The organism is Streptomyces avidinii, from assembly GCF_014650695.1.
Classification (GTDB): Bacteria; Actinomycetota; Actinomycetes; order Streptomycetales; family Streptomycetaceae; genus Streptomyces; species Streptomyces avidinii.
Map to the genome: position 1 here is coordinate 275,085 of NZ_BMVL01000009.1, position 23,882 is coordinate 298,966.

18 protein-coding genes, 1 tRNA gene and 1 pseudogene are annotated in these 23,882 nt (G+C 72.4%); 16 read left to right on the forward strand and 4 right to left on the reverse strand.

What is annotated here, in order from left to right:
* Positions 1-82 precede the first annotated feature (82 nt).
* The 5 genes from tmk (at position 83) to IE257_RS24470 (ending at position 7,090) form a co-directional block, all read left to right on the forward strand.
* The gene (gene tmk, locus IE257_RS24450; protein WP_189972044.1) at positions 83-3,325 is read left to right on the forward strand and encodes a dTMP kinase; all 3,243 of its coding nucleotides are present in this window, start codon (positions 83-85) and stop codon (positions 3,323-3,325) included.
* 71 nt (positions 3,326-3,396) lie between these two features.
* A complete protein-coding gene (locus tag IE257_RS24455; RefSeq protein ID WP_189972046.1) occupies positions 3,397-4,608 on the forward strand; it encodes a DNA polymerase III subunit delta' in 1,212 nt (403 codons plus the stop codon).
* Positions 4,609-4,824: 216 nt separating this feature from the next.
* Positions 4,825-6,393: an alpha/beta hydrolase gene (locus IE257_RS24460; RefSeq protein WP_189972048.1), complete on the forward strand. Its 1,569-nt coding sequence runs from the start codon at positions 4,825-4,827 to the stop codon at positions 6,391-6,393.
* Positions 6,394-6,574: 181 nt separating this feature from the next.
* A tRNA-Thr gene (locus IE257_RS24465) sits at positions 6,575-6,648 on the forward strand.
* Positions 6,649-6,835: 187 nt separating this feature from the next.
* Entirely contained in the window at positions 6,836-7,090 is a 255-nt protein-coding gene (locus tag IE257_RS24470) for a hypothetical protein (RefSeq protein WP_189972050.1), read from the forward strand.
* A gap of 33 nt (positions 7,091-7,123) precedes the next feature.
* Here IE257_RS24470 and IE257_RS24475 read toward each other — a convergent pair whose 3' ends face one another.
* Positions 7,124-7,960 (reverse strand): DUF8017 domain-containing protein, encoded by an 837-nt coding sequence (locus IE257_RS24475; protein ID WP_189972052.1) that lies wholly within the window; start codon positions 7,958-7,960, stop codon positions 7,124-7,126.
* 9 nt (positions 7,961-7,969) lie between these two features.
* Entirely contained in the window at positions 7,970-9,520 is a 1,551-nt protein-coding gene (locus IE257_RS24480; RefSeq protein ID WP_189972054.1) for an outer membrane protein assembly factor BamB family protein, read from the reverse strand.
* A 165-nt stretch (positions 9,521-9,685) separates the two neighbouring features.
* On the opposite strand from IE257_RS24480, the gene IE257_RS24485 reads away from it, so the two are divergent.
* The 4 genes from IE257_RS24485 to IE257_RS24500 all read left to right on the forward strand — a co-directional run bounded on the left by IE257_RS24485 (position 9,686) and on the right by IE257_RS24500 (position 13,702).
* Positions 9,686-10,960, forward strand: coding sequence for a serine hydrolase domain-containing protein (locus IE257_RS24485; protein ID WP_189972056.1), 1,275 nt, complete (start codon positions 9,686-9,688; stop codon positions 10,958-10,960).
* A gap of 195 nt (positions 10,961-11,155) precedes the next feature.
* Positions 11,156-11,683, forward strand: a complete 528-nt coding sequence (locus tag IE257_RS24490; RefSeq protein WP_189972058.1) for a GNAT family N-acetyltransferase — start codon at positions 11,156-11,158, stop codon at positions 11,681-11,683.
* Positions 11,684-11,817: 134 nt separating this feature from the next.
* Entirely contained in the window at positions 11,818-12,333 is a 516-nt protein-coding gene (locus IE257_RS24495) for a SigE family RNA polymerase sigma factor (RefSeq protein WP_189972060.1), read from the forward strand.
* A 118-nt stretch (positions 12,334-12,451) separates the two neighbouring features.
* Positions 12,452-13,702, forward strand: a complete 1,251-nt coding sequence (locus IE257_RS24500; protein ID WP_189972061.1) for a hypothetical protein — start codon at positions 12,452-12,454, stop codon at positions 13,700-13,702.
* Between the two features lie 18 nt (positions 13,703-13,720).
* On the opposite strand, the gene IE257_RS24505 is transcribed toward IE257_RS24500, so the two are convergent.
* A complete protein-coding gene (locus IE257_RS24505) occupies positions 13,721-15,436 on the reverse strand; it encodes a bifunctional 3'-5' exonuclease/DNA polymerase (RefSeq protein WP_189972063.1) in 1,716 nt (571 codons plus the stop codon).
* A 360-nt stretch (positions 15,437-15,796) separates the two neighbouring features.
* Between IE257_RS24505 and IE257_RS24510 the strand changes: the two genes are divergently transcribed.
* The 3 genes from IE257_RS24510 (at position 15,797) to IE257_RS24520 (ending at position 17,711) form a co-directional block, all read left to right on the forward strand.
* Positions 15,797-16,975 carry a DUF2786 domain-containing protein gene (locus IE257_RS24510; RefSeq protein WP_189972065.1) on the forward strand — a complete coding sequence of 393 codons (1,179 nt, stop codon included), beginning with the start codon at positions 15,797-15,799 and terminating at the stop codon, positions 16,973-16,975.
* A gap of 49 nt (positions 16,976-17,024) precedes the next feature.
* Positions 17,025-17,360, forward strand: a complete 336-nt coding sequence (locus IE257_RS24515; protein ID WP_189972067.1) for a hypothetical protein — start codon at positions 17,025-17,027, stop codon at positions 17,358-17,360.
* Between the two features lie 105 nt (positions 17,361-17,465).
* Complete coding sequence (locus IE257_RS24520; RefSeq protein WP_069920830.1) at positions 17,466-17,711, forward strand: DUF397 domain-containing protein; 246 nt, start codon at positions 17,466-17,468, stop codon at positions 17,709-17,711.
* Positions 17,712-17,822: 111 nt separating this feature from the next.
* On the opposite strand, the gene IE257_RS24525 is transcribed toward IE257_RS24520, so the two are convergent.
* Positions 17,823-18,311 carry an ATP-binding protein gene (locus IE257_RS24525; RefSeq protein ID WP_372453121.1) on the reverse strand — a complete coding sequence of 163 codons (489 nt, stop codon included), beginning with the start codon at positions 18,309-18,311 and terminating at the stop codon, positions 17,823-17,825.
* Positions 18,312-18,675: 364 nt separating this feature from the next.
* Between IE257_RS24525 and IE257_RS24530 the strand changes: the two genes are divergently transcribed.
* The 4 genes and pseudogenes from IE257_RS24530 to IE257_RS24545 all read left to right on the forward strand — a co-directional run bounded on the left by IE257_RS24530 (position 18,676) and on the right by IE257_RS24545 (position 23,864).
* Positions 18,676-19,554 carry a Sco1979 family transcriptional regulator gene (locus IE257_RS24530; RefSeq protein WP_051778785.1) on the forward strand — a complete coding sequence of 293 codons (879 nt, stop codon included), beginning with the start codon at positions 18,676-18,678 and terminating at the stop codon, positions 19,552-19,554.
* An 89-nt stretch (positions 19,555-19,643) separates the two neighbouring features.
* Positions 19,644-21,101: an aldehyde dehydrogenase family protein gene (locus IE257_RS24535; RefSeq protein ID WP_189972071.1), complete on the forward strand. Its 1,458-nt coding sequence runs from the start codon at positions 19,644-19,646 to the stop codon at positions 21,099-21,101.
* A gap of 61 nt (positions 21,102-21,162) precedes the next feature.
* A pseudogene (mrdA, locus tag IE257_RS24540) lies at positions 21,163-23,241 on the forward strand (penicillin-binding protein 2); the annotation flags it as partial.
* A 110-nt stretch (positions 23,242-23,351) separates the two neighbouring features.
* Positions 23,352-23,864, forward strand: a complete 513-nt coding sequence (locus IE257_RS24545) for a DinB family protein (RefSeq protein WP_189972075.1) — start codon at positions 23,352-23,354, stop codon at positions 23,862-23,864.
* The last annotated feature ends 18 nt before the right edge of the window (positions 23,865-23,882 follow it).

The following is a 23,882-nucleotide window of genomic DNA, read 5'->3' on the forward strand; positions in this document are numbered from 1 at the left end:
CCCGGAAAGGTGGGTCCGGGGTCACACCCGGCCTTGTCCACAGGCTTCCGCACCCGCATGGCGTAGCGGATAGGCTGGGCGGATGACGCGAGCCGAGCAGCCGGCGGTCGTTACCGCCCCGGCGAACCCCACTTACGACGAAGCCCTAGCCGCGGATTCCCGCGAGCGTGCGGTGCGCGCACTGCTGCGCACTCCCAGGCTGCGCCGGCTGTGGAGCGCCCAGTTGGTGAGCGGCATCGGTGATGCCCTGGCCCTCCTGGTGCTGGTGCTGCTGGCCCTCCAGGCCGCCGCCTCGGAAGGGGCCTTCGGCGGCGGGTACCGCGGCGCGGCCCTCGCCGTCGCCGCGATCTTCGGGGTCCGCATCCTCGCCACCCTGCTCTTCGGCGCGGTCCTTCTCGGCCCGCTGGCCGGGCTGCTGGGCGCCGGGGGCAAGCTGGACCGCCGCTGGACCATGATCGGGGCCGACGGGGTCCGCCTCGCGCTCTTCGTCGTCGCCCCGCTGTGGCTCGACTGGATCCCGGCCCACGCACTCACCGCGCTGCTGGCCACCGTGTTCGTCGCCGGTGCCGCCGAGCGGCTGTGGACCCTGGCCAAGGAGAGTGCGGCGCCCGCCCTGCTGCCCGCGCCGCCGCTGGAGGGGGCCGCCGTACGGCCGCTCCCGGACCACCTGGACGCGCTGCGCCGGCTGACCCTGCGCACCGCCTTCGCGGCGCTGCCCGTCGCCGCGGCCGTGCTGCTCGCCGCGACCCTGGTCGGCAAGGCACTCGGCCTCGGCATCGACTGGTTCGCCGCGAACCAGGCCGCCCTCGGCTCGTACGTGGCCTCCGGCCTCTTCGCCGCCTCCGTCTCGCTGCTGCTGCCGCTGGTGCTGCCCGGCGGGGCGACCCCGCGTCCGCGTTCCCCGTTGGAGGGCCTGCGCGCCCCCAAGGCGGGCGACCGGCCCGACAAGGGCCGTACGGGCGCCATCCCCCTGCTGGTCCTGAGCTGTGCCGCGGTCGCCGGAGCGGTGTCCAGCGCCGTCGCCGTCGCCGTGCTGCACGCCTTCGACCTGGGCGGCGGCCCGGCCGCGTTCGCGCTGTTCGTCCTCGCGCTCGTCGGCGGCACCGCCGCCGGCATCCGCGCCACCCAGGCCGGCAAGGTGCTGCCGGGCCTGTCCCGGCGCCGGCTGCTGGCCCTCGCCATAGCGGTGACCGGGACCGCGCTGCTGCTGACCGGGCTCGTCCCCGACATGGCGACCGTGCTCTTCCTGTCGCTGCTCGCCGGCCTCGCCGCGGGCGTCGCGGCCAACACCGGCCACACCCTGCTGGACCAGGAGACCGAGGAGGTCCGCCGGGCCCGGGTCACCGAGCACCTCCAGGCGGCCGTACGGGTGGCCGTCGCGCTCGGCGCCGTCCTCGCCCCCGTCCTGGCCGCGGCGATCGGCCCGCACCGGCTGACCGGCGCCGAGGTCGTCTTCGCGCACGGCGGCGCCGCCTTCACCCTGATGCTGGTCGGCGCCCTGCTGCTGCCCGTCGCCGTGCTGGTGCTGACCAAGGCCGACGACCGCCGGGGCGTGCCCCTGCGGCGGGACCTGCGCGAGGCGCTGCGCGGCGGTGAGCCCGTCCAGGCGGCGTCCGCCACCGGCTTCTTCATCGCCCTGGAAGGCGGCGACGGGGCCGGCAAGTCCACCCAGGTCGAGGCGCTGGCCGCCTGGATACGGGGCAAGGGCCATGAGGTCGTGGTGACCCGGGAGCCCGGGGCGACCCCCGTCGGCAAGCGGCTCCGTTCGATCCTGCTCGACATCTCCTCCGCCGGTCTCTCGAACCGCGCCGAGGCCCTGCTGTACGCCGCCGACCGTGCGGAGCACGTGGACACCGTGGTGCGCCCGGCCCTGGAGCGCGGCGCTGTCGTCATCTCGGACCGCTACATCGACTCCTCGGTCGCCTATCAGGGCGCCGGCCGTGACCTGTCCCCGACGGAGATCGCCCGGATCTCGCGCTGGGCCACCGACGGACTCGTCCCGAACCTGACCGTGCTTCTCGACGTGTCGCCGGAGGCGGCACGCGAGCGCTTCACGGAGGCGCCGGACCGGCTGGAGTCGGAGCCGGCGGAGTTCCACCAGCGGGTGCGGTCCGGTTTCCTGACCCTCGCCGCGTCCGACCCCGGCCGCTACCTCGTGGTCGACGCGGGCCAGGACCCGGATTCGGTGACCACGGTCGTACGGCACCGCCTGGACCGGATGCTCCCGCTCTCGGAGGCAGAGGTGGCCGCCCAGGCGGAGGCGCGGCGCCTCGCCGAGGAGGAGGCCCGGCGCCGGGCCGAGGAAGAGGCCGCGCGCAAGGCCGAGGAAGAGCGGCTGCGCGCCGAGGAAGAGGCCCGCAAGGCACGGGAGGCCGAGGAAGCGCGGATCAAGGCCGAGGCGGAGGCCGCCCGCAGGGCGCAGGAGGAGCGGCTGCGCGCCGAGGAGGAGGCCCGGGTCCGGGCCGAGGCCGAGCGGCTGCGAGCGGAGGCCGAGGAGAAGGCGCGCGCGGCGGAGGCCGAGCGGCTGCGCAGGCAGGCCGAGGAGGAGGCCCGGCTGCGGGCCGAGGCCGAGGAGCGGCGGCTGGAGAAGCAGCGCAGGGCCGAGGAGGCCCTGCTGAAGGCCGAGGAGGCACGCCGGCTGGTGGAGGCCGAGGCGGCGGCCAAGGCGGCGGCTGTCGCGGCGGCCGCGGCTGCGGAGGCCGCTGCGGCCGCCGCGGCGGCGCCTGCCCCTGCCCCTGCCCCTGCCCAGTCTGCTGCTCCTGCTTCCGCGCCCAAGGTCGGCATGACCAAGAAGCCGGAGCCGGAGCCGGAGTCGCACCCGGACGATGCGGTGACGGTGGAGACCCCGATGGCCGCGCCGCCGGTCAAGCGGGTCGTCCAGCCGGACGACGTCACCCAGACCGTCCCGGTGCCGAAGATCGACCCGTCGTCCGCCGAGGAGACCACGGTGCTGCCGCCGGTCCGCGCGACGGACGAGACGGCGGTGCTGCCCCCCGTACGCCCGGACGCGCCGCAGGCCGCGCAGGCCCGGCCGGCCCCGCGGGACAGTGGTGGCGGTCACCGCTCCGCCACCCGGCCGACGGCCCAGCGCCCCGAGGAGAATCCGGCCGACCGGGTGCCGTCGGGCATCTTCCGGGACGCCGGCAACGACCGGACCCGGGAGCTCCCCGTCGTCGACGACGAGGGCCGGCCGCGCCGGGCGCGCCCGGACTGGGCGGAGGAGACCCCGCTGGACGATCTGCCGACGCTGGCGGACGAACTGCTGGGCCGCCACCGGGACGACGAGGACGGCGACGAGGGCGAACGCGCACCGCGCCGCCGCTGAGCCGGGCGGGACGGGATTGTCGGTGGCGCCCGCCACAATGGGTGCACGGAGAGTGAAAGGTGGTGGGCGGGATGCCCGTATGGGACGACCTGGTGGGACAGGAGCGGGTCCAGAAGCAGCTGGCCGCCGCCGCCCGCGACGCCGACGCACTGGTCACGGCCATCACGGACGGGACCGCGCCGCCGCCGTCGTCCAAGATGACCCACGCCTGGCTGTTCACCGGACCGCCAGGATCCGGGCGGTCCACCGCCGCCCGGGCCTTCGCGGCCGCGCTGCAGTGCACCAGCCCCGACCGTGCCCTCGGCGGTGAGCCGGGCTGCGGGTTCTGCGACGGCTGCCACACCACCCTCATCGGTACGCACGCCGACGTGCAGATCGTCCGCACCGACCTGCTGTCGATCGGTGTGAAGGAGACCCGCGACCTGGTCCGCCGGGCCCAGCTCTCCCCGGCCGTCGGCCGCTGGCAGGTCATCGTGCTGGAGGACGCCGACCGGCTCACCGAGGGCGCCGGCAACGTGATCCTCAAGGCCGTGGAGGAGCCCGCTCCGCGGACGGTGTGGCTGCTGTGCGCGCCCTCGCTGGAGGACGTGCTGCCCACCATCCGTTCCCGCTGCCGGCACCTGACGCTGAGCACTCCGAGCGTCGACGCCGTCGCCGACGTGCTGGTCCGGCGCGACGGCATCGAGCCCGCCGTGGCCGCGGCCGTCGCCCGGGCGACCCAGGGGCACATCGACCGGGCCCGCCGGCTCGCCACCGACGAGACCGCCCGGGCCCGCCGGTCCGCCGTGCTGAAGCTCCCGCTGCGCGTCGACGACGTGGGCGGCTGCCTCAAGGCCGCGCAGGAGCTGGTCGACGCCGCCGCCGAGGACGCCAAGCAGGTCGCGGAGGAGGTCGACACCAAGGAGACCGAGGAGCTGCGCGCCGCGCTCGGCGCCGGAGCGGGCGCCGGCAGCCGGATGCCGCGCGGTACGGCGGGCGTGATGAAGGAGCTGGAGGACCGGCAGAAGCGCCGCCGCACCCGTACCCAGCGCGACACCCTCGACCTGGCGCTGACCGATCTCACCGGCTTCTACCGGGACGTGCTGGCCCTGCAGCTCGGCTCCTCCGTGGCCATCGCCAATGAGGAGATACGGCCCGACCTGGACCGCGTCGCCCGCGCCTCGGGCCCCGAGCGGACCCTGCGCCGGATCGAGGCGATCATCGCCTGCCGGGACGCCCTCGACCGCAATGTCGCCCCGCTCCTCGCGGTCGAGGCGATGACGATGTCGCTGCGCGCGGGCTGATCGAGGGCTGATCGCGGGCTGCGCGGGGCCGAAATCGGCCGGACCGACCGGGCGGCGGTCCACACCCGGTTGACGGGTTCACCCGTACGGGCGGACCGGTCGCCGGGCCGGGCAGCGCCCGGTCCGTGCCCTGCGCGGCGCGGGCCACGGAAGGCGTGCGGCCGTCCGGTCCCGGCGGGCCTGCTGACCTCCTCCGGCAGGACGTAGGCTCCGTAGATGGACACCAGTCGCCTGCTGCGCACCACCGGGACCGTGATCGCAGCCGCCGGGCTGCTGCTCTCCGGGTGCACCTCGGGCGGCTCGGGGGAACCCCGGGCCGCCGCGTCCTCCACACCGGAGTCCGCCCCGCCGTCGGGCCGGTCGTCCCCGAACGAGGCCGCGCTGCGCCCGTACTACGAGCAGAAGCTGACCTGGCGCGACTGCGGTGTCCCCGGATTCGAGTGCTCCACCATGAAGGCCCCGCTGGACTACGCGAACCCCGGCTCGGGCCAGGACGTCGACATCGCGGTGGCGCGGCGCAAGGCCACCGGTCCCGGCAAGCGCCTCGGCTCGCTGCTGGTCAACCCGGGCGGCCCGGGCGGCTCCGGCATCGGCTACCTCCAGGCGTACGCGGGCATCGGCTATCCCGCGGCCGTCCGGGCCCAGTACGACATGGTGTCCTTCGACCCCCGCGGGGTGGAACGCAGCAACCCCGTCGAGTGTCTGGACGGCCCTGCCATGGACAAGTACACGCAGGTGGACCAGACGCCGGACGACGAGGCCGAGCGGGCCGAGCTGGTGGCTGCGTTCAAGGAGTTCGCGGCCGGCTGCCAGAAGAACTCGCAGCGGGTCCTGCCGCACGTCTCCACCGTCGAAGCGGCCAGGGACATGGACCTGCTGCGCGGGGTGCTCGGCGACCAGAAGCTCAACTACGTCGGGGCCTCGTACGGCACCCTGCTCGGGGCGACGTACGCGGACCTCTTCCCGGACCGGGTCGGCAGGCTGGTCCTGGACGGGGCCATGGACCCCGCCCGGCCCGCGCTCGAACTGAACCGGGACCAGACCGAGGGCTTCGAGACGGCCTTCACCTCCTTCGCCAAGGACTGCGCGAAGCAGCCCGACTGCCCGCTGGGCAAGGGCGGCCCGGACGCGGTGGCGGCTCGCCTGAAGGACTTCTTCCGCAAGGTGGACGCGCAGCCGGTTCCGTCAGGCGATCCGAACCGTCCGCTGGGCGAGTCGCTGGCGACGACCGGGGTGATCGCGGCCCTGTACGACGAGAGCGCCTGGCCGCAGCTGCGCGAGGCCCTCTCCTCGGCGATGAACGGTGACGGATCGAGCCTGCTGAGCCTGGCCGACAGCTACTACGAGCGCGAAGCGGACGGCAAGTACGCCAACCTGATGTTCGCGAACGCCGCCGTCAACTGCCTCGACCAGCCCCCGGCCTTCACCGGCCCGGCGGCGGTCGACTCCGCCCTGCCCTCCTTCGAGAAGGCCTCCCCGGTCTTCGGCCCGGGCCTGGCCTGGGCGTCGCTGAACTGCGCCTACTGGCCCGTGAAGGCCACGGGCAAGGCGAAGGAGCTGGCCGCGAAGGGCGCCCCGCCGATCGTGGTGGTGGGCACCACCCGCGACCCCGCCACCCCGTACAAGTGGGCCCAGGCACTGGCCGGCCAGCTCGACTCGGGCACGCTCCTCACCTACGACGGCGACGGCCACACGGCGTACGGCCGCGGCAGCGACTGCATCGACACCGCGATCAACCGCTACCTCCTGGAGGGGAAGGCCCCGGCGGCGGGCAAGAAGTGCTGAGCCCGCCGCCCCGCGTCCGGCTCGGTGGCGACGCGTGAAGAAAACAACGTAAACGTCCGAGTATGTGACCCGTGTCTCGCCCGTGCGAAACCTGGTTCGGGGCACCCGTCCACACCCTGTAGACTTGGCGCCGCTGCTGATGAGCGCCCCTCTTCGAGGGAACACTTGTCTGACCAGTGGTGCCGCCTTAGCTCAGTTGGCCAGAGCAACGCACTCGTAATGCGTAGGTCTCGGGTTCGAATCCCGAAGGCGGCTCTGTAGAAGCCCCAGGACTCACTCGCCGTGACCTGGGGCTTTTGCTATTTCCCGGATCATGCGCCGCCGCCGCGCGCGGGCCGCTCGGATGCTGGCGGTCCCGGTTCCGGTCCCGGACGCGTGAACCTCCCGTACCGGCCCTGCGTCTTCTCTCCCGATCGTCACTACACCCACGGGAGAAGAGACCTTGACCGACAAGGACGTTGAGCAGCCCGACGAGCGGGGTTACGGCCCGGGGCCCTGGTGGACGGACCTGGGGGCCTGGGGGGCGGTCGGATTGATCGTCGTCGGGGTTCTCTGCGCAGCGTGGGTCTTCCTCCGGCTGCCCGGCACCCCCGAGAACCTGGCTACCGGCTACTACCAGGCCGCCAAGGTCCTCGCCATCGGCGTCGTACTCGGAGGAAGCGCCCTGCTGGCCCGTCGTCGTCCGGGCGCCCGGTGAGCGAGGTGGGCGGGCCGGGGTGCCGGGGGCGGGTCAGGGTTCCTTCGGGTCGCCCGCCAGGCGGACCGTGCTCAGGACGCGCATGATCAGGGCGTCGTCGACGGCGCCTGGGACGCCCGTGCGGCCGTAGAAGTCCCAGGAGACGAGGTCGCCCCGGGAGTTCTTGAAGCCGAAGACGACCGCCTGGCCGTCGCCGGCACAGTGGTTGGTGCGGGGAACGCCCGTGGAGCGGGCCTTGACGTAGCTCCCGCTGACCCCCGACCTCGTCGTGTACGCCACCGGCTTGTCCGTCTTGACCGCGCTCTTGTCCGGCTGGGTGTAGGCGGCGTAGACCCAGGTGGGCGCTTCCTTCTCGGCGATCTCGGCGGCGTTCTTGGCGCCGGCGGCGCCCTTGGTGCCGACGTTGGCGAGCCGGACGTCCGAGACCTGGCCGTCTCCGTCCGCGTCGATGCTGCACCACTTGGACTTGTAGAAGGCGGGGGCCGTGTGCCCGATGAGGACCTTCTCCCGGTCCTTGCTGTCCGTATGGCCGCTGAAGACCGTGGGTTCGAGGACCTCCCACTGCGGCGGCACGTCGAACGCGGTGCCGTGCTTCGGGTTGACCACGGTCTTCCAGCCCGCGACCTGCGGCTTCGTCGGATCCGCTGCGGACGCCGGAGGGACGGCGGCTTCCCTCGCGCGGTTCTCGCGGACGCCGAGTGCGACGCCGGTCGCGGCAGCGGTGACCGCCAGGGCGGTCAGGGCGCAGATCCCGGCCACGACCTTCTTCCTGCTGCTCCTCCCCCGGCCGCCGGGTTCCTGCGGCGGACGGAACGGCGGCGGTTGGTACAGGCCGCCGGGCCGATCCGGCTGTGGGTACGGGTTCTCCATGGTGCCCTCCTACTTGCCGAACGACAGGATCGAGCGGCTCGCCTTCTTCGGCTCCGGGCTGTAGACCCTGCCGTTGAGCAGGAACAGCCGTCCGCCCGCCCAGGCGGTGCGCAGGCCGTGGGTGAAGAAGACGCCCTGGGCGCCGGCAGCCGCGGCCGGGCTCTGCAGGAGGGGCTGCGCCGCCCCGTCGGCCGGGGCGAGGGAGACGACCGCCCCTGCTTCGCCGCTGCTGCCGGAGGAGACGTACACGACGACCCGGCCGTCCTCCACCGCGAGCGGCCACAGGGTGCGCTCCTTGGGCTGCTCGGCCGTGCGCCACCGCTCCTTGCCGGTGTTCAGGTCGACGGCGACGACCTGGTTGGTGTCGTCGATGCCGAGGCTGCTGCCGGGCTTGCCCGCACCCAGGTAGAGGGTGTCGGCGTCGGCCGCGACGGCGTAGCACTCCTGGAAGCCGCTCGCGTTGCCGAATCCGTTGCACCGGCCGCTGACCCCGAAGCCCGGGTTGGTCTGCGAGCGGACCCTGCCGTCGGCCGTGAAGGCCGTGATGTTCCAGGTCTTCTTGTCCTTGTGGTGCGCGGCGATCACCAGAGGGTCGATGGAGAGCACCCGGCCGACGGTCCAGTCCCGGTCGTACTTGTGACTCCAGCGCGCGCCGCCGGTGGCCGGATCCAGTTCCTCGACCATCGCCTGGCCGGAGGCGAGGGCGCCGTTCGGGTCGGGGCAGTGGCGGATGCCGATCAGCCGCGAGCCCCCGGCGAAGGCGGACGGGTAACAGCCGTTGGTCTTCGAGGTGCCGAACAGCTTGCGGCCGTCGGTGACCGAGAAGCCGCTCATGACGGCGGGCCGCGCGACGGCCACGGTGTCACCGCTGATCGCCAGCTCGAACTGCACCGAGCTGTCGTGCTCGTTCTCGGGCGGTACCGGAACCTTCCAGCCCGCCTTGCCCGTGGCGAGGTCGATCTGCTGGAGGTGGGTGCACCGCGAGGTGTCCGAAGCGCTCTCCTTCACCGCCACGACGAGTACGCCGGTCGCGGACGGGGCCGGTGGGACCCCGCACAGCGGCGTCTGGAGCGAAAGTTTCCACTTCTCCTGGCCGTCGGCCACGGCGTACGCGGTGAGCCCGCTGGAGATCGCGCCGACCACGGCGTCCCCCACCCGCCACGGGCCGTACTGCGCGGTCCCCGAACCGGCCACCTCGGTCCGGTTGTCGCGCAGCCAGACCCGGGCCTCACCCGGCCGGATGCCCGCGTTGGGGTCGTAGGCGCCGGGGGTCCCACCGGGGCCCTTGCCGTCGCCCTGGTCGACCGAGGGGGAACCGGAGGGCCCGGCAGCGGGCCGGGCGGGGACGCCGACGCCGGTGCGGACCGTCAGGTGGTAGGAGCCGCCGCCGATCAGGAGCAGGGCGGCGGCCACCGCCGCGACGGCGACGGCGGGTCGCAGCCGCGGACGCGAAGGGGGACGAGGGGCGGGATCCGGGCCGAACGGTGCGGGCGGCGGCCCGAAGCCGGCGGGCTCCTGCTCGTCGGGTTCCGGCCGTGCGCCGGGAGTGCGACCGGTCATGGGGGAAGTCTGGCCGGTACAGCGGCATTTCTAGAATAGATTTTTAGACTTCTTCGCCGCCTCCCTCGCTGCCCGGCGAGTCCTCCCGGCTCCCGGTCGCCCGCCCGCCGGCACAGGTCTAGCGTGGAGTGGAGGTCTGTGGCTTGGCGGGCGAGGAGGCCGGGCATGACGACACGTTGGCGCAGTGCAGCCGTGGGCGGGGCGGCCGTCGCACTGGTGGTGGGTCCGGTGGGCGCGGGTGCGGGCGCGGTGTACGGGTGGGACGCGGCGGCGCACACACGGACCGCGACCGCGACGGCGCCGGCCGCAGCCCAGACGCCCACGCCGACACCCACGCCCAAGACGACGCCGACGCCGACGTCCGCCTCCGACGAGTTCGCCCGGCTGACCCCCGCCGTGGCCCGACAGTTGGACGACGCCATCCGGAAGGTCCTGGCCGAGGCGAAGATCCCGGGTGTGATCGTGGCCGTGTCGGCGCCGGGCAAGGGCGAGTACGTACGGTCCTTCGGCATCGCCGACAAGGGCACGGGTGCGCCGATGACCCCGAACCTCAACATGCGGATCGGCAGCGTGACGAAGACCTTCACCGTCACCGCCCTCCTGGAACTGGTCGACGACGGCAAGGTCGGGCTGGACGACCCCATAGGCAAGTACGTCGACGGGGTGCCGAACGGCGACCGGATCACCCTGCGCGAGCTGGCCGGGATGCGCAGCGGGCTCTTCAACTACTCGGCGGACGAGGGCTTCTACAAGGCGCTGACCAGCAATCCCGAGCGGCCCTTCACCCCGCAGGAACTGCTCGACTACTCGTTCAAGCACCCGGTGTTGTTCGAGCCGAACGCGAAGTTCTACTACTGCAACACCAACCTGATCCTCCTCGGGCTGGTGGTGGAGAAGGTCAGCGGCATCCCCCTCGACCGGTTCATCGACCGGGAGGTCGTCGAACCGGCCGGGCTGAAGCACACGCTCTTCCCCACGGGCGCGGACTTTCCCCGGCCGCACGCCCAGGGCTACACGAACCAGACGGCCTCAGGGAAGGTCGAGAACTCCACCGACTGGAATCCCTCCTGGGGCTGGGCGGCCGGCGCGATGATCTCCGACCTTTCCGACCTGCGCAGCTGGGCGAAGACCCTGGCGACCGGGACCCTGCTGACCCCCGCCACCCAGGCCCAGCGGCTGGACGTGGTCGACGCGATCCCGGGCGCGGGCTACGGCCTCGGCATCTTCAAGGTCCAGGGCTGGATCGGCCACAACGGCTCCCTGCCGGGCTACGGCTCGCTCGTCCTCTACCTCCCGGAGGCCGAGGCCACGCTGGTCGTGCTGCTCAACACGGACATCTCGTACGAGAACCAGGAGCCCAGCACCCTCTTCGGGGAGGCGATCACCAAGATCGTGACTCCCGACCGGGTCTACTCGCTCCCCGCCCAGCCCCCGTCGTGAGCGGGCGGGACGACCGACGCCACATCAGCGGCGGGCCCCGGGACTTCGGTCCCGGGGCCCGTGTCGTCATGTGTGCGGCCGGTCCTTCGCGGCGGCCGACTCCGGCCGTAGCGTAGGCAGTCGAGAGTCCGGGCGACCGGTCGCCCGCGCACAATGGTCCGCGGCGCGCGCGAAACACCCCTGAGGGAGACGCACATGAACGGTCAGGCACAGGCGGCGGCACAGCAGGACGTCCCGTCCCCGGCGGAGGACTCGGCACCGGCATCCGCGCCCGGGGTGGCGGTCCGCGCCGCCGGCGAGGCGGACGTCGAGGCGGCGGCCGTGCTGTTCCGCGGCTACCTCGACTTCTACGAGGTGGACATCGAGGACCCGGACGCCCCGCGGGCCTTCCTGGCGGAGCGGATCGCAAAGGACGAGTCCCTGGTCCTGCTCGCCGACGTCCCGGAGGCGGGCATGGTCGGCTTCGCGCAGGTCTACCGCGGGTTCTCCTCGCTCTCGCTGCGGACCGCCTGGGTCCTCAACGACCTGTACGTGGCCCCGGAGGGCCGCCGCACGGGGGCCGGCCGGGCGCTGCTGCGCGAGGTGCTGCGCCGGGCCCGCGAGGCCGGGGTGTCCGGGGTGCAGCTGGAGACCGCGTACGACAACACCGTCGCGCAGGGGCTGTACGAGGCCGAGGGCTTCGTCCGCGAGGAGTTCCACGTGTACTTCCACGGCCTGGGCTGACCGGCTTCCGGGGCAGGGCACGGTCCTCCGGGTGGGACTCCGGGGAATGCTCCCGGGAGGACTTCCGGCGGGCGATGAAACATTTCCGCACGGCCGACGCGTCAGTGTGGTGTGACGGACGCGAGGGGGAGCAGATGCGGCACGGTCGCGGGGGTGGATTCCGTGAGTTCGCGGCGGGCCGGTCGGGGCATCTGTACCGGTCGGCGTGCCTGCTGGCGAGCGGGGACACCCACCTCGCGGAGGACTTGGTGCAGGAGACCCTGGGGCGGATGTACCTGCGCTGGGGGCGGATCTCCCGTATCGACAATCCGGCGGCGTACGCGCAGACGGTGCTGGTACGGGCCTTCCTCACGCACCAGCGCCGCCGCTCGGCGGGGGAGCGCCCGGTCGGGGAGTTGCCCGACCCGGGCGCGCCCGCGACGGGCGGCGAGGATCCGGCGCTGCGGCTGACGCTGCTGGAGGCGCTGGGGCGGCTGGCGCCCAAGGACCGGGCGGTACTGGTGCTCCGCTACTGGGAGGACCGCAGCGTCGAGGAGACCGCCGACGCGATGAACACCAGCTCGGCAGCGGTCCGTACGCGGACCTCGCGGGCGCTCGCCCGGCTGCGCGAGCAGCTGGGGGGCAGCCTCTCCGCCTTCGCGGATCTCTGAGACCGGCGCGAACCGCTCGGCTCGGGTCCCTTCGGATTCGCTCCGGGCCGCTCCGCTCCGGTCGCTCCGGTCACTCCCGCGCCCCACCCCACCCTGCAAACGGAAGGTCTGGTTCCACATGCCCTTTGAAGACGAACTCGGCGAGGCCCTGCGGCGTGCGGGGGAAGGGTTCACGACCGACCGGAACGCCCTCGCGGAAGCGGGCGAGCAGCGCGGCCGACGGCTGGTGGCGCGCCGCCGGACCGCCGTGGCCGGTGCCTCCGCGCTGGCCCTGACCGTGATCGCCGCGGCGGGCGCCTACACCGGCGGCCTGTTCGACGGCCCGGGCGCCGCGGACCGGGTCGACGTCGCGGCGCCGTCGACCGTGCCGGGCGGGAACGGGAAGCAGCCGCGGACCGGCACCGGCGTGGTGACCGCCGAGCAGCTGATCGCGAGCCTGAAGGCGCTCCTGCCGGGCGGAGCGCTCACCAAGGCGGAGGCGCGGGGCACCAGCGACGAGCTGGGCCCCTGGGTCTCCGGCGTGTACGACGACGGGAAGGGGAAGTCCGCCGTCTCCGTCCGCCTACAGCGGGTCGATCCGAAGGGCAGCCTGGCGCGCGCGCAGACCGAGTGCGGGGACAAGAGCCTGCAGGGTTACGACGACTGCCGGACCGAGTATCTGGCCGACGGTTCCAGGCTGATGCTCCACAAGGGGTACGAGTACCCCGACCGCCGGGTGGACACCAAGGTGTGGTCGGCGACGCTCGTCACCCCCCAGGGCTTCCTGGTCGGCGCGTCCGAGTGGAACGCGGCGGCCGAGAAGGGCGCCCCCGTCTCCCGGACCGATCCGCCGCTGGCCACGGAGGACTTGAAGACGCTGGTCACCTCACCGGCATGGCAGCCGGCGCTGAACGACCTGCCGACGGTCGAGCCCGAGGTCCCCCAGGTGGAGGGGCCGACCGCACTGCGGGACCGGAACGCCGGGGCCGCCCTGGAGCACCTGATCAACGGACTCGGAGTCGCACTGCCCGTCGTCGCCAAGGGCGGTGAGGGCGAGTACGGCTATGTCGTCCTCGACGACGGCAGCGGAAAGTCCCTGGTCCAGATCAACGTCCAAAAGGGCGAGGGCAACATCGGTTTCACGGAGGCCGATGCCACCGTGCGGCCCGACGGGACGAGGGTGAAGCCCATGGTGGGGCGCGCCACGAAGGGCAAGGACGTGATGCAGTGGAGCGTGGACACCCTGCGCAAGGACGGTCTGCGCGTGCTGGTCTCCTCCTTCAACGCGGCCGATCCGAACGGTACGCCCACGCGCGACTCGCCCATGCTGACGATGGAGCAGCTGCACGAGATCGCCCTCGCCCCGGGGTGGAACCGGACCAGCAACTAGAAACCGGCGTGGGCGGGTTCATTTGGCGTCCGCGTAGCACTCCACGACCGCCGTCGTGAACGGGAACCGGACCGGGGTGTCGCCGAAGGCGATCCGGCCGGCCCGGTCACCGGCGGCGCGGATCGCCTCCACCACGGCCTCGGCCTCCTCGGCCGGGCAGTGCACGATCACCTCGTCGTGCTGGAAGAAGACCAGCTCGGCCCGCATGCCGACGGTCGCCTGCCGCAGGGCCGCGAGCAGCAGCAGCGCCCAGTCGGCCGCACTGCCCTGGACCACGAAGTTGCGGGTGAACCGGCCGCGGGCCCGGGTGTTGGTGGAGGCGTAGCTCGGGGTCCAGCCGTCCTCCCGGTCCTGCGGGGTCCCCGCCTCGCCCTCGCCGTACCCCTCGCCGGGGTCGACGCCGCCGTCGCCGGCCTCGTCGCCGTCGCCGGAGCCGGCGGGTGGCGGGCAGGTGCGTCCCAGCCAGGTCCGTACGAGCCGGCCCTCCTCCCCGGCCTTCGCGGCGTCGTCCACGTACGCGACCGCCAGGGGGAAGCGGCGGCGGAGCGCGGCCAGGTTCTTCAGGCCGTCCCCGGAGGTCTGCCCGTAGACCGCGCCGAGCACGGCGATCTTGGCCTTGTCCCGGTCGCCGGAGAAGCCCCGGCGGGACACGGCCGTGTAGAGGTCCGAGGCCTCCCCGGCGACCTCCATGAAGGCCGGGTCGCGGGAGATGGCGGCGAGTACGCGCGGTTCCATCTGGTCGGCGTCGGCGACGACGAGCCGCCAGCCCGGGTCGGCGACCACCGCCCGGCGGATCACCTTGGGGATCTGCAGGGCGCCGCCGCCGTTGGTGACCCAGCGGCCGGTCAGGGTGCCGCCGGGGATGAACTCCGGGCGGAAGCGGCCGTCGCGGACCCAGTCCGCGAGCCAGGACCAGCCGTGGGCGGTGTAGATCCGGTACAGCTTCTTGTACTCGATCAACGGCTCGACGGCGGGATGGTCCAGCTCCTGGATCTCCCAGCGGCGGGTGGACCTGAGCTTGATCCCGGCTCCGGCGAAGGCCTTGACGACGTCGGCGGGCAGATCGGGGCGCACCCGTCTGCCGAAGGCGGCGGACACGCGGTCGGCCAGCTCGGCGAGGCGCCGGGGCTCGCCGCCGCCCGCGTACCGCTCGCCGAGCAGCTCGGTCAGCAGGGCCCGGTGCACGTCGGCCCGCCAGGGCAGACCGGCACGGTTCATCTCGGCGGCGACGAGGAAGGCCGCCGACTCGGCGGCGGTGAGCAGCCGCATCCGGTCGGGGCGGTCGGTGGCGTCGAGCCGTTTCGCCTGGTCGGCGTGGATGGCGAGCAGGGCGTCCAGAGGGACGGGGGCGGGCTGCGGGTCGAACAGGGAGTCCTGGGCGCGGGGCTCGACGGCGCGCGGGCGCGGATCGGGCGGTACGGGGGTGCGGGTGAGCCGGGCCCAGGCGGCGGCGGCGGAGCGGGGCTCGCCGGAGCGGCCCTCGTGGCCGAGGAGCAGCAGCTCGGCGGCCTCGATGTCGTGGCAGCGCTCGACGCGGGTGCCCGCGGCGAGCAGGCGGGGGTACACGGCGGCGGTGGACCGCCAGACCCAGCGGGTGCCGGGCGGGGCGGAGCGGATCGCCTCGGCGGGGTCGCGGACGCGGAGCCGGACTCCGTCCGCGGGGGGTACGGGCGCGGCGTGCCACCACCCGTCGCCGTCCTCGGCGAGGGCCCAGCGGGGGGTGCGGTCGCTCATGGGTGCGAGTGTCCCACCGGGGTCTGACAGGGGAGCCCCGGCGTGCCGGGTCGCTGGGCCGCTGGGCCGCCGGGTCGCTGTGCCGTGCCGGTCGTGGCCGGTGCGGCGCCGTTGCCGGGGCTCCGCCCCGGACCCCGCGCCTCAAACGCCGGCGGGGCTGGGTGGGTGCGCCTCAAACGCCGGCGGGGCTGGGTGGGTGCGTCTCGAACGCTGGCGGGGCTGGGTGGGTGCGTCTCGAACGCTGGCGGGGCTGGGTGGGTGCGTCTCGAATGCCGGTGGGGCTGGGTGGGTGCGTCTCGAACGCCGGTGGGGCTGGGACGGCCGGAGCTGGATCGGCGGGCGGGCTGGAAGACTGGAGGGGTGAGAGACCTTGCCGAGATCGTCGACCGAGCCTTCGCCGCCGCCCTCTACGCCCAGGACGATGCCGGGCTGGACACCGGGGCCTCGCTGCTCGTCGCCGATCAGGGCGGCTGGGCCGCGGTCGGGAGGGAGCTGCTCGCGCGCGGGGAGGCGTACGTGCGCCAGGGCTGGGAGCGGGGCTGGCAGCCTGCGGACGTACTGCGGCTGGTCCGGCGGGACCTCGACGAGCGGCACCTGCGCATCGCCGGGGACCTGATCGCCGCCGAGGCGCGCCGCTACGCGCGGCTGCCGGCGCGCTGGGGCGCCGGTGAGGTGTGGTGGGCGGGCGACGAGGAGTACGCCGACCGGCTTGCGCAGCGGGAACGGGCCGACCGTTTCACGCTGGCCACCGCCTTCCTGGAGGTGCTGCGGCTGCTGATACGGCTGCCCTCGATCGAGCCGGTGGGTCCGCTGCCCGGTGACCCGGCCGACGCCCTCGCCGAGCACGCCCACATAGAGCCCCGCATGCTGGGCCGGATCCGGGCGCTTCTCGCCAAGGCCGAGGCCACCACCTTCCCGGAGGAGGCGGAGGCGCTCAGCGCCAAGGCCCAGGAGCTGATGGCCCGGCACACCGTCGACGAGGCGCTGCTGGCCGCCCGCGGCGGCGGCCCGGCGCAGGTCCCGGGAGCGTGCCGGATCGGCGTCGAGCCGCCGTACGAGGAGGCGAAGGCGGTGCTGCTCGACGCGGTGGCCACCGCCAACCGCTGCCGGGCTGTGTGGAACAGCGGCTTCGGGTTCTCCACGGTGGTCGGCTTCGAGAGCGACCTGGAGGCGGTGGAGCTGCTCCACACCTCGCTGCTCGTCCAGGGAACGGCGGCGATGACCCGTGCGGAGGCCGCGCAGCGCTCCGCCGGGCGCAAGCGGACGAAGACCTTCAGGCAGTCCTTCCTGCTCGCCTACGCCAGCCGGCTCGGCCACCGGCTCACCGAGACCGCCGAGCACGCGGCGACGGAGGCCCCCGACAACCTGCCGGCCCTGGTGGCCCGGGACGTGGCGGTCACCTCGCGCGCGGACGAGATGTTCCCGCGGACCACCACGACCCGGCTGCGCGGCGCGACCGACCACGCGGGCTGGGAGGACGGCACGGCGGCCGCCGACCGCGCCCACATGGGCGGCCGGCGCAGGCCGCTGGCGCGCTAGGTACTCCGGGGCCCGCCCGGGCCGTCTCTTCCGGATCGCCGGGGAGCCGGTGCGCCACCGCGGGCTGTCCCACGCGGCCGCCGACGGCGCGGGGGAAGCGCCGGCCGCGCTGGGCCGGTCCGCCATGCTGCTGGAGGCCCATCTCCCGGACCGCGGGCAGGCCCCGGTGCCCGGCGCCGCCGATCCGGCGGGGGCGCTGCGCGGGGCCACCGAGGCGGGCGCCGAGGCGGTCCGGGAGCGCCGGGTGCCGCAGTGGGACGAGGTCAGGGCGGTGCCGGCGGACCGGCGTGCACCCGGGCAGGGTCCTGCGCGGGACTGCCGCGCAGCTCCTGGACTCGCTGGACGAGGTGTCCGAAGCCCTTCGCCCCTGAGCACCAACCTCTGAGTGATCAACGGACCACCCCGCGTGCACGTGCATCTGCCCATGCAGCCGCTCATGAACACAGCTATGATCCGGAGGAGTTGACATCTGCACTATCGGGGGCTTCCTGTGGACCACGCGTACAACGGGATGGCAGCTGCAGAACTCGCTTCCTTGTTTGAGCTGACGTGGCAGAAGAGCAGACACAGCAACTCGCAGGGTTCCTGCGTGGAGTTCGCGCGGCTGCCGGGAGGCGACGTCGCCATGCGCAACTCGCGCTTTCCCGACGGACCGGCACTGGTCTACACGCCGGCGGAGATCGAGGCCCTGCTTCTGGGCGTCAAGGACGGCGAGTTCGATCATCTGATCGGCTGACGGAACAGCGCACCCAATCAAGCCATGCACGTGCACTGGCCGGGACTGATCGCAATGATCAATCCCGGCCAGTTGTCCTGTGTACGCCCCTGATCGGCGGCTGTCGGTTGTTCAGTCCTGGAGCAAAAAGAGTGCCCAGACGACCTTGCCGGTCAGCCGTCCCGCGAGCGGGTGCCAGCCCCAGCTGTCGCTGTACGCGTCCACCAGGAACAGCCCGCGCCCGGACTCCAGGTCGCAGTTCTCCGAGGTCCGCTCCGGTGAGAACGCCCCGCCGGGCCGGTCCTCGCTGGGGTCCCGCACCGCACACACCAGCCGTGTGCTCCACCGCATCAGATGCAGGCGTACCGGCGGCTCCGGTTCGGCGTCCGGACCGCGCCTGTCCTCGGGCAGGGCATGGCGCAGCGCGTTCGTGACGAGTTCGGAGACGACCAGGGCCACATCGTCGAAACGGTCGTCGAGCCCCCACTGGGACAGGGTCGACCGGGTGAAGGTGCGGGCGCCGCGCACTGCGTCGAAGCGTGCGGGAAGGGCGCATGAGGCGGACCCGGAGACAGCCGTGGGGTCGACCGGGGGAAGCCCCTGCCGTAACGGCTCGAGCATGGTCGATCCATTCGTCCCCATGCGAGGCACTCCCGGGATTCGCGGGCGGAGCGGTCAACTCCGTCCAGAAAGAACTGCGGGGTGGGTCCGGCGCCGGCGCGAACAGCACGCAGGTGCGCGGGGACCATCGTTCCGAATGGCGGAGCCGGATGCAAGGGCAGATGCACGTGCACGCGCCGGACCTGTCCCCTCCCGTGACGGTTCTGACTCATTTCTTCCTACGCATACTTACGGACTTCTTTTCCCGGAGACAGGATTCCGTTACAGCACGAGTACGGGCCGATGCGTTTTGGTGGCAGACTGCGGCCCCTGGGGTACGGGGGCCCCGATGACGCTCGCGCACACCACGCGCAACGCCAATGCGATGGGGAGGGCAGTACTAGTGACCGCAGAAGCAAGCGGTTCTGTGGTGCGCCGCATCCTCCTGGGCTCCCAGCTCAGGCGACTCCGAGAATCCCGCGGCATCACCCGTGAGGCGGCCGGCTACTCGATCCGCGCATCCGAATCGAAGATCAGCCGCTTGGAGTTGGGAAGGGTGAGCTTCAAGGCCAGAGACGTAGAGGACCTCCTCACGCTCTACGGAGTCACGGACAGCACCGAGCGCGAGTCGCTGCTCGGACTGGTCCGCGAGGCCAACGCGACCGGCTGGTGGCACAGTTACGGCGACGTGCTGCCCGGGTGGTTCCAGACGTACATCGGCCTGGAGGGCGCCGCCTCCCTCATCCGCATCTACGAAGTGCAGTTCGTCCACGGGCTGTTGCAGACCGAGGCCTACGCCCACGCCGTCGTCAGCCGCGGCATGCCCGGCGCCACCGGCGCCGAGATCGACCGCCGCGTCGCCCTGCGGCTGGAGCGGCAGAAGGTCCTCGTCTCCGAGAACGCCCCGGTTTTCCACGCCGTCCTCGACGAGGCCGCGCTGCGCCGCCCGTACGGCGACCGCGAGGTCATGCGCGGCCAGCTGGAGCACCTCATCGAGGTATCCCAGCGCCCCAACGTGCAGCTCCAGGTGATGCCCTTCTCCTTCGGCGGCCACGCGGGCGAGAGCGGAGCCTTCACCCTGCTGCGCTTCCCCGAGTCCGACCTGCAGGACATCGTCTATCTGGAACAGCTCACCAGTGCCCTCTACCTGGACAAGGACGAGGAAGTGGGGCAGTACGAGCGGGCGATGGAACGGCTCCAGGCCGACTGCCCCGACCCCGACCGGACCCGCGATCTTCTTCGCGGCCTGCTCCAACTGTCTTGATTCGCACGTAGTATGACGTCTGATCAGTGCATGATGACCGATCGGTCTCCGGTGCAGCGCACGGGTGCGCGCTCGCAGTAAGGGATGGCATGTCCATATTCAGCGACCTGGCTCACCAGTACATCGACGGCGAATGGCTGGCCGGTACCGGTTCGTGGGACATCATCGACGTCAACCCGTACAACGGGGAGAAGCTCGCGGCCATCACGGTGGCCACCGTCGAGCAGGTGGACCAGGCCTACCGCGGCGCCGAGCGCGCCCAGCGGGAGTGGGCCGCCACCAGCCCGTACATCAGACGCGCGGTCCTGGAGCGCGCCCTGCGGATCACCGAGGAGCGCGAGAAGGAAATCGTCGAGGCGATGATCGACGAGCTCGGCGGGACCCGTCCCAAGGCCGAGTACGAGGTCCACCTCGCGATGGAGTTCATCCGCGAGTCGCTCCAGCTGGCCGTCCGCCCCGAGGGCCGGATCCTGCCCTCGCCGGTCGAGGGCAAGGAGAACCGGATCCAGCGGCTGCCCGTGGGTGTCATCACCGTGATCAGCCCGTTCAACTTCCCGTTCCTGGTGACCCTGAAGTCGGTCGCCCCGGCCCTGGCGCTGGGCAACGCGGTCGTCATCAAGCCCAACCAGAACGCCCCGGTCGTCGGCGGCGGCGTGATCGCCAAGATCTTCGAGGACGCCGGGCTGCCGGCCGGCCTGCTGAACGTCCTCGTCACCGACATCGCCGAGATAGGCGATGCGCTCCTGACCCACCCCGTGCCCAAGGTCATCTCCTTCGCGGGATCGGACCGGGTCGGCCGGCACGTCGGGGCGGTCGCCGCCCGCCACTTCAAGCGCACGGTCCTGGAGCTCAGCGGCAACAGCGCGCTCGTCGTCCTCGACGACGCCGACCTCGACTATGCGGTGGACGCGGCCGTCTTCAGCCGCTTCGTCTACCAGGGCCAGGTCTGCATGGCCGCCAACCGCATCCTCGTCGACGCCTCCGTCGCCGAGGAGTTCACGGAGAAGTTCATCGCCCGCGTGCGCGGCCTGAAGACGGGCGACCCGCACGAGGCCGACACCCACATCGGCCCGCTGATCAACTCCTTCCAGGCCGACGCCCTGACCGCCCTCGTGGACCAGGCCGTGGAATCCGGCGCGCAGGCGCTCGTACGGGGTTCTACGCGCGGCAACCTGGTCGAACCCACGGTGCTCGCCGGGATCCCCGAGGACTCCCCGCTGCTGGGCCAGGAGATCTTCGGGCCGGTGGCCCTGCTGGTGGTATTCGACGGTGAGGACGAGGCCGTCCGGCTGACCAACGCGACCCCCTACGGTCTCAGCGGTGCGGTGCACACCCGGGACGTGGAGCGGGGCGTCCGCTTCGCGCAGCGGATCGAGACGGGCATGATCCACGTCAACGACTCCACGATCGGGGACGAGCCGCTGGCCGCGTTCGGAGGCGAGAAGGCCTCGGGCCTGGGCCGGCTGAACGGCGAGGCCACGATCGAGGCCTTCACCACCCAGAAGTGGATCTCCGTACAGCACGGCCGGACGACCTTCCCGTTCTAGGTCTCACGGGTCACACCCCTAGACTCGGCCGGGCGTAGGCAGCCGCCCGGGGGAGATCGAGTTGAGCAACATACCGGAGACCGGCCGGACCCCTCGGGTCCAGAACCGGCTCGTCGTCATCCAGATCGTGGTCTTCTCGCTGCTGCTCACGCTGGGCGGACGCCTCTGGTACCTCCAGATCCGCAATGGCCCGGAGTACACGGACGAGGCGAAGAACAACCACGTCCAGCAGGTGGTCCAGCCCGCCGTGCGCGGCTCGATCCTGGACTCCCGCGGGGTCCCGCTCGCCGACAACGCGACCCACCTCGTGGTCTCCGCCAACCGCACCGAGCTGCTGACCATGAAGGACAAGGGCAAGTCCGTGCTGACCCGGCTCGCCGGGGTGCTGGGCATGGACGCCCAGGAGGTCGTCGACAAGGTCCGGCTCTGCGATGCCAAGACCAAGCAGCCCTGCTGGAACGGGTCCCCCTACCAGCCGATCCCGGTCAGCGACGAGGCCACCACCGAGCAGGCCCTGCAGATCCGCGAGCACCCCGAGGACTTCCCGGGCATCACGGCCGAGGCGACGGCCCTGCGCCGCTACGCCGCCCCGGACCAGGCGAACACCTCCCAGGTGCTCGGCTACCTCTCGCCGGTCACCGACGAGGAGATCGCCAAGGCGAAGAAGTCGGACTCGCCGTACCTGCGCTCCGACCAGGTCGGCCGCTCCGGCCTGGAGCGCACGTACGACAAGGAGCTGCGCGGCAAGGCGGGCATCACCCGCTACGAGGTGGACAACCTCGGCCGGGTCATCGGGCAGGGCGAGACCGATCCGGCGCAGCCCGGCTCGAACATCGTGACCTCGATCGACTCCCGCGTGCAGGCGGTCGCCGAGCGCGAGCTGAACAACGCGATGATCGACGCGCGCAAGGTCTACGACAAGAACACCCGCCGCAACTACGAGGCCGACTCCGGCTCCGTGGTGGTGATGGAGACCAAGACCGGCCGGGTCGTGGCGATGGCCTCGAACCCGACCTACGACCCCAATGCGTGGGTGGGTGGCATCTCCGCCAAGGACTACGCCGGCCTGACCGACAAGGAGTCGAACTACCCGCTGCTGAACCGGGCCATCCAGGCCCAGGCGGCGCCCGGCTCCATCTTCAAGGTGGTCACCTCGACCGCCGCGGTCAATGCCGGGTACCCGTTCAACAACCGCTACCCGTGCCCGAGCTCGTACTCGGTGGGCAGTCAGACCTTCACGAACTTCGAGTCGCAGGGCCACGGCGACATCACCATCGGCCGGGCCCTGGAGGTCTCCTGCGACACCGTCTACTACGCCCTCGCGGACCAGGAGTGGAAGAAGGACGGCGGCATCAACCCGAAGAAGAACCCGAACGACTGGTTCCTCAGGACCGCCCACGAGTTCGGGCTGGGCAAGCGCACCGGCATCGACCTGCCGAACGAGGTCCCCGGCCGCGTCCCCGACCGGAAGTGGAAGCAGGACTTCTTCGAGGCGAACAAGGACGCCTGGTGCCGCGACGGCAAGAAGAACGGCTCCTTCGCCGAGAAGATCGCCTACGAGAACTGCCGTCAGGGCAACCAGCTGCGCGAGGGCGACGCCATCAACTACTCCATCGGGCAGGGCGACACGCTCGTCACCCCGATCCAGATGGCCTCCGTCTACTCGGCGATCGCCAACGGCGGCACGCTCCACCAGCCCAGCATCGGCAAGGCGGTCGTCAGCGCCGACGGGAAGTCGGTCCAGGAGATCGCGCCGAAGGAGCAGGGCAAGTTGCCGATGGACGCGAAGACCCGCGACAACATCGACGAGGCGCTCGCCGGCGTGGCCACCGACGGCAGCGCCGCATGGCGCTTCGGCGGCTGGCCGCAGAAGCAGATCCCGATGCACGCCAAGACGGGCACGGCCGAGGTCCAGGGCAAGCAGACCACCTCGTGGTTCGCCTCGTACACCGGCGACTACGCGATCGTGATGACGATCTCGCAGGGCGGCACCGGCTCGGGCGCGTCGGGACCGGCGGTCCGCAAGATCTACGAGGCGATGTACGGGCTCGACCCGACGGGCAAGCAGGACCTCTCCAAGGCGCTGCTTCCGCAGCCCGCCACCGCGCTGCCGGCGATCCGCCCGGACGGGGAGATCGAGGGCAACTGAGCGGGGATTGCGGACAGGAACTGACCGCAAGGCTCCGTAACGTACGGGGTGTCGGAGGGAAGAGCCCCCGGCACCCCATCCCACACCCAAGGCGGTCGGTCATGGCTCAGCTTTCCACCGAAGTCCTCGGCGACGAGCGCGGCACCCTCCTCGCCTTCGTCGAGGCCCAGCGCACGGCGATCCGCGAATCCCTCCTCGGGCTCGACGAGGAGCAGGCCGCGAGCCGCCCGAGCGTGAGCGAGCTCAGCCTGTCCGGGGTGCTCAAGCACGTGGCCGAGTGCGAACTGGGCTGGCTGCGCCTGGCACAGCAGCGGCCGAACGAGCGGGAACGCAACGAGGAGACCTACGGCGAGATGTTCCGGCTCGTCGACGGCGAGTCCGTGGAGTCGGTGCTGGCCTTCTGGGACGGGGTCAGGCAGGAGACGGAGGCCTTCGTCGCCGCCGTCCCGAGCCTGGACAGCACCTTCCCGCTGCCGCCGGCGCCCTGGTTCCCCGAGGACGGCAAGGTCTCGATCCGGTGGATGCTCCTGCACCTGGTCGAGGAGTTCGCCCGGCACGCGGGCCACGCGGACATCGTCCGGGAGTCCCTGGACGGCACCCGCGCCATGGGGTGAGCGGGGGTGAGTAGCCTG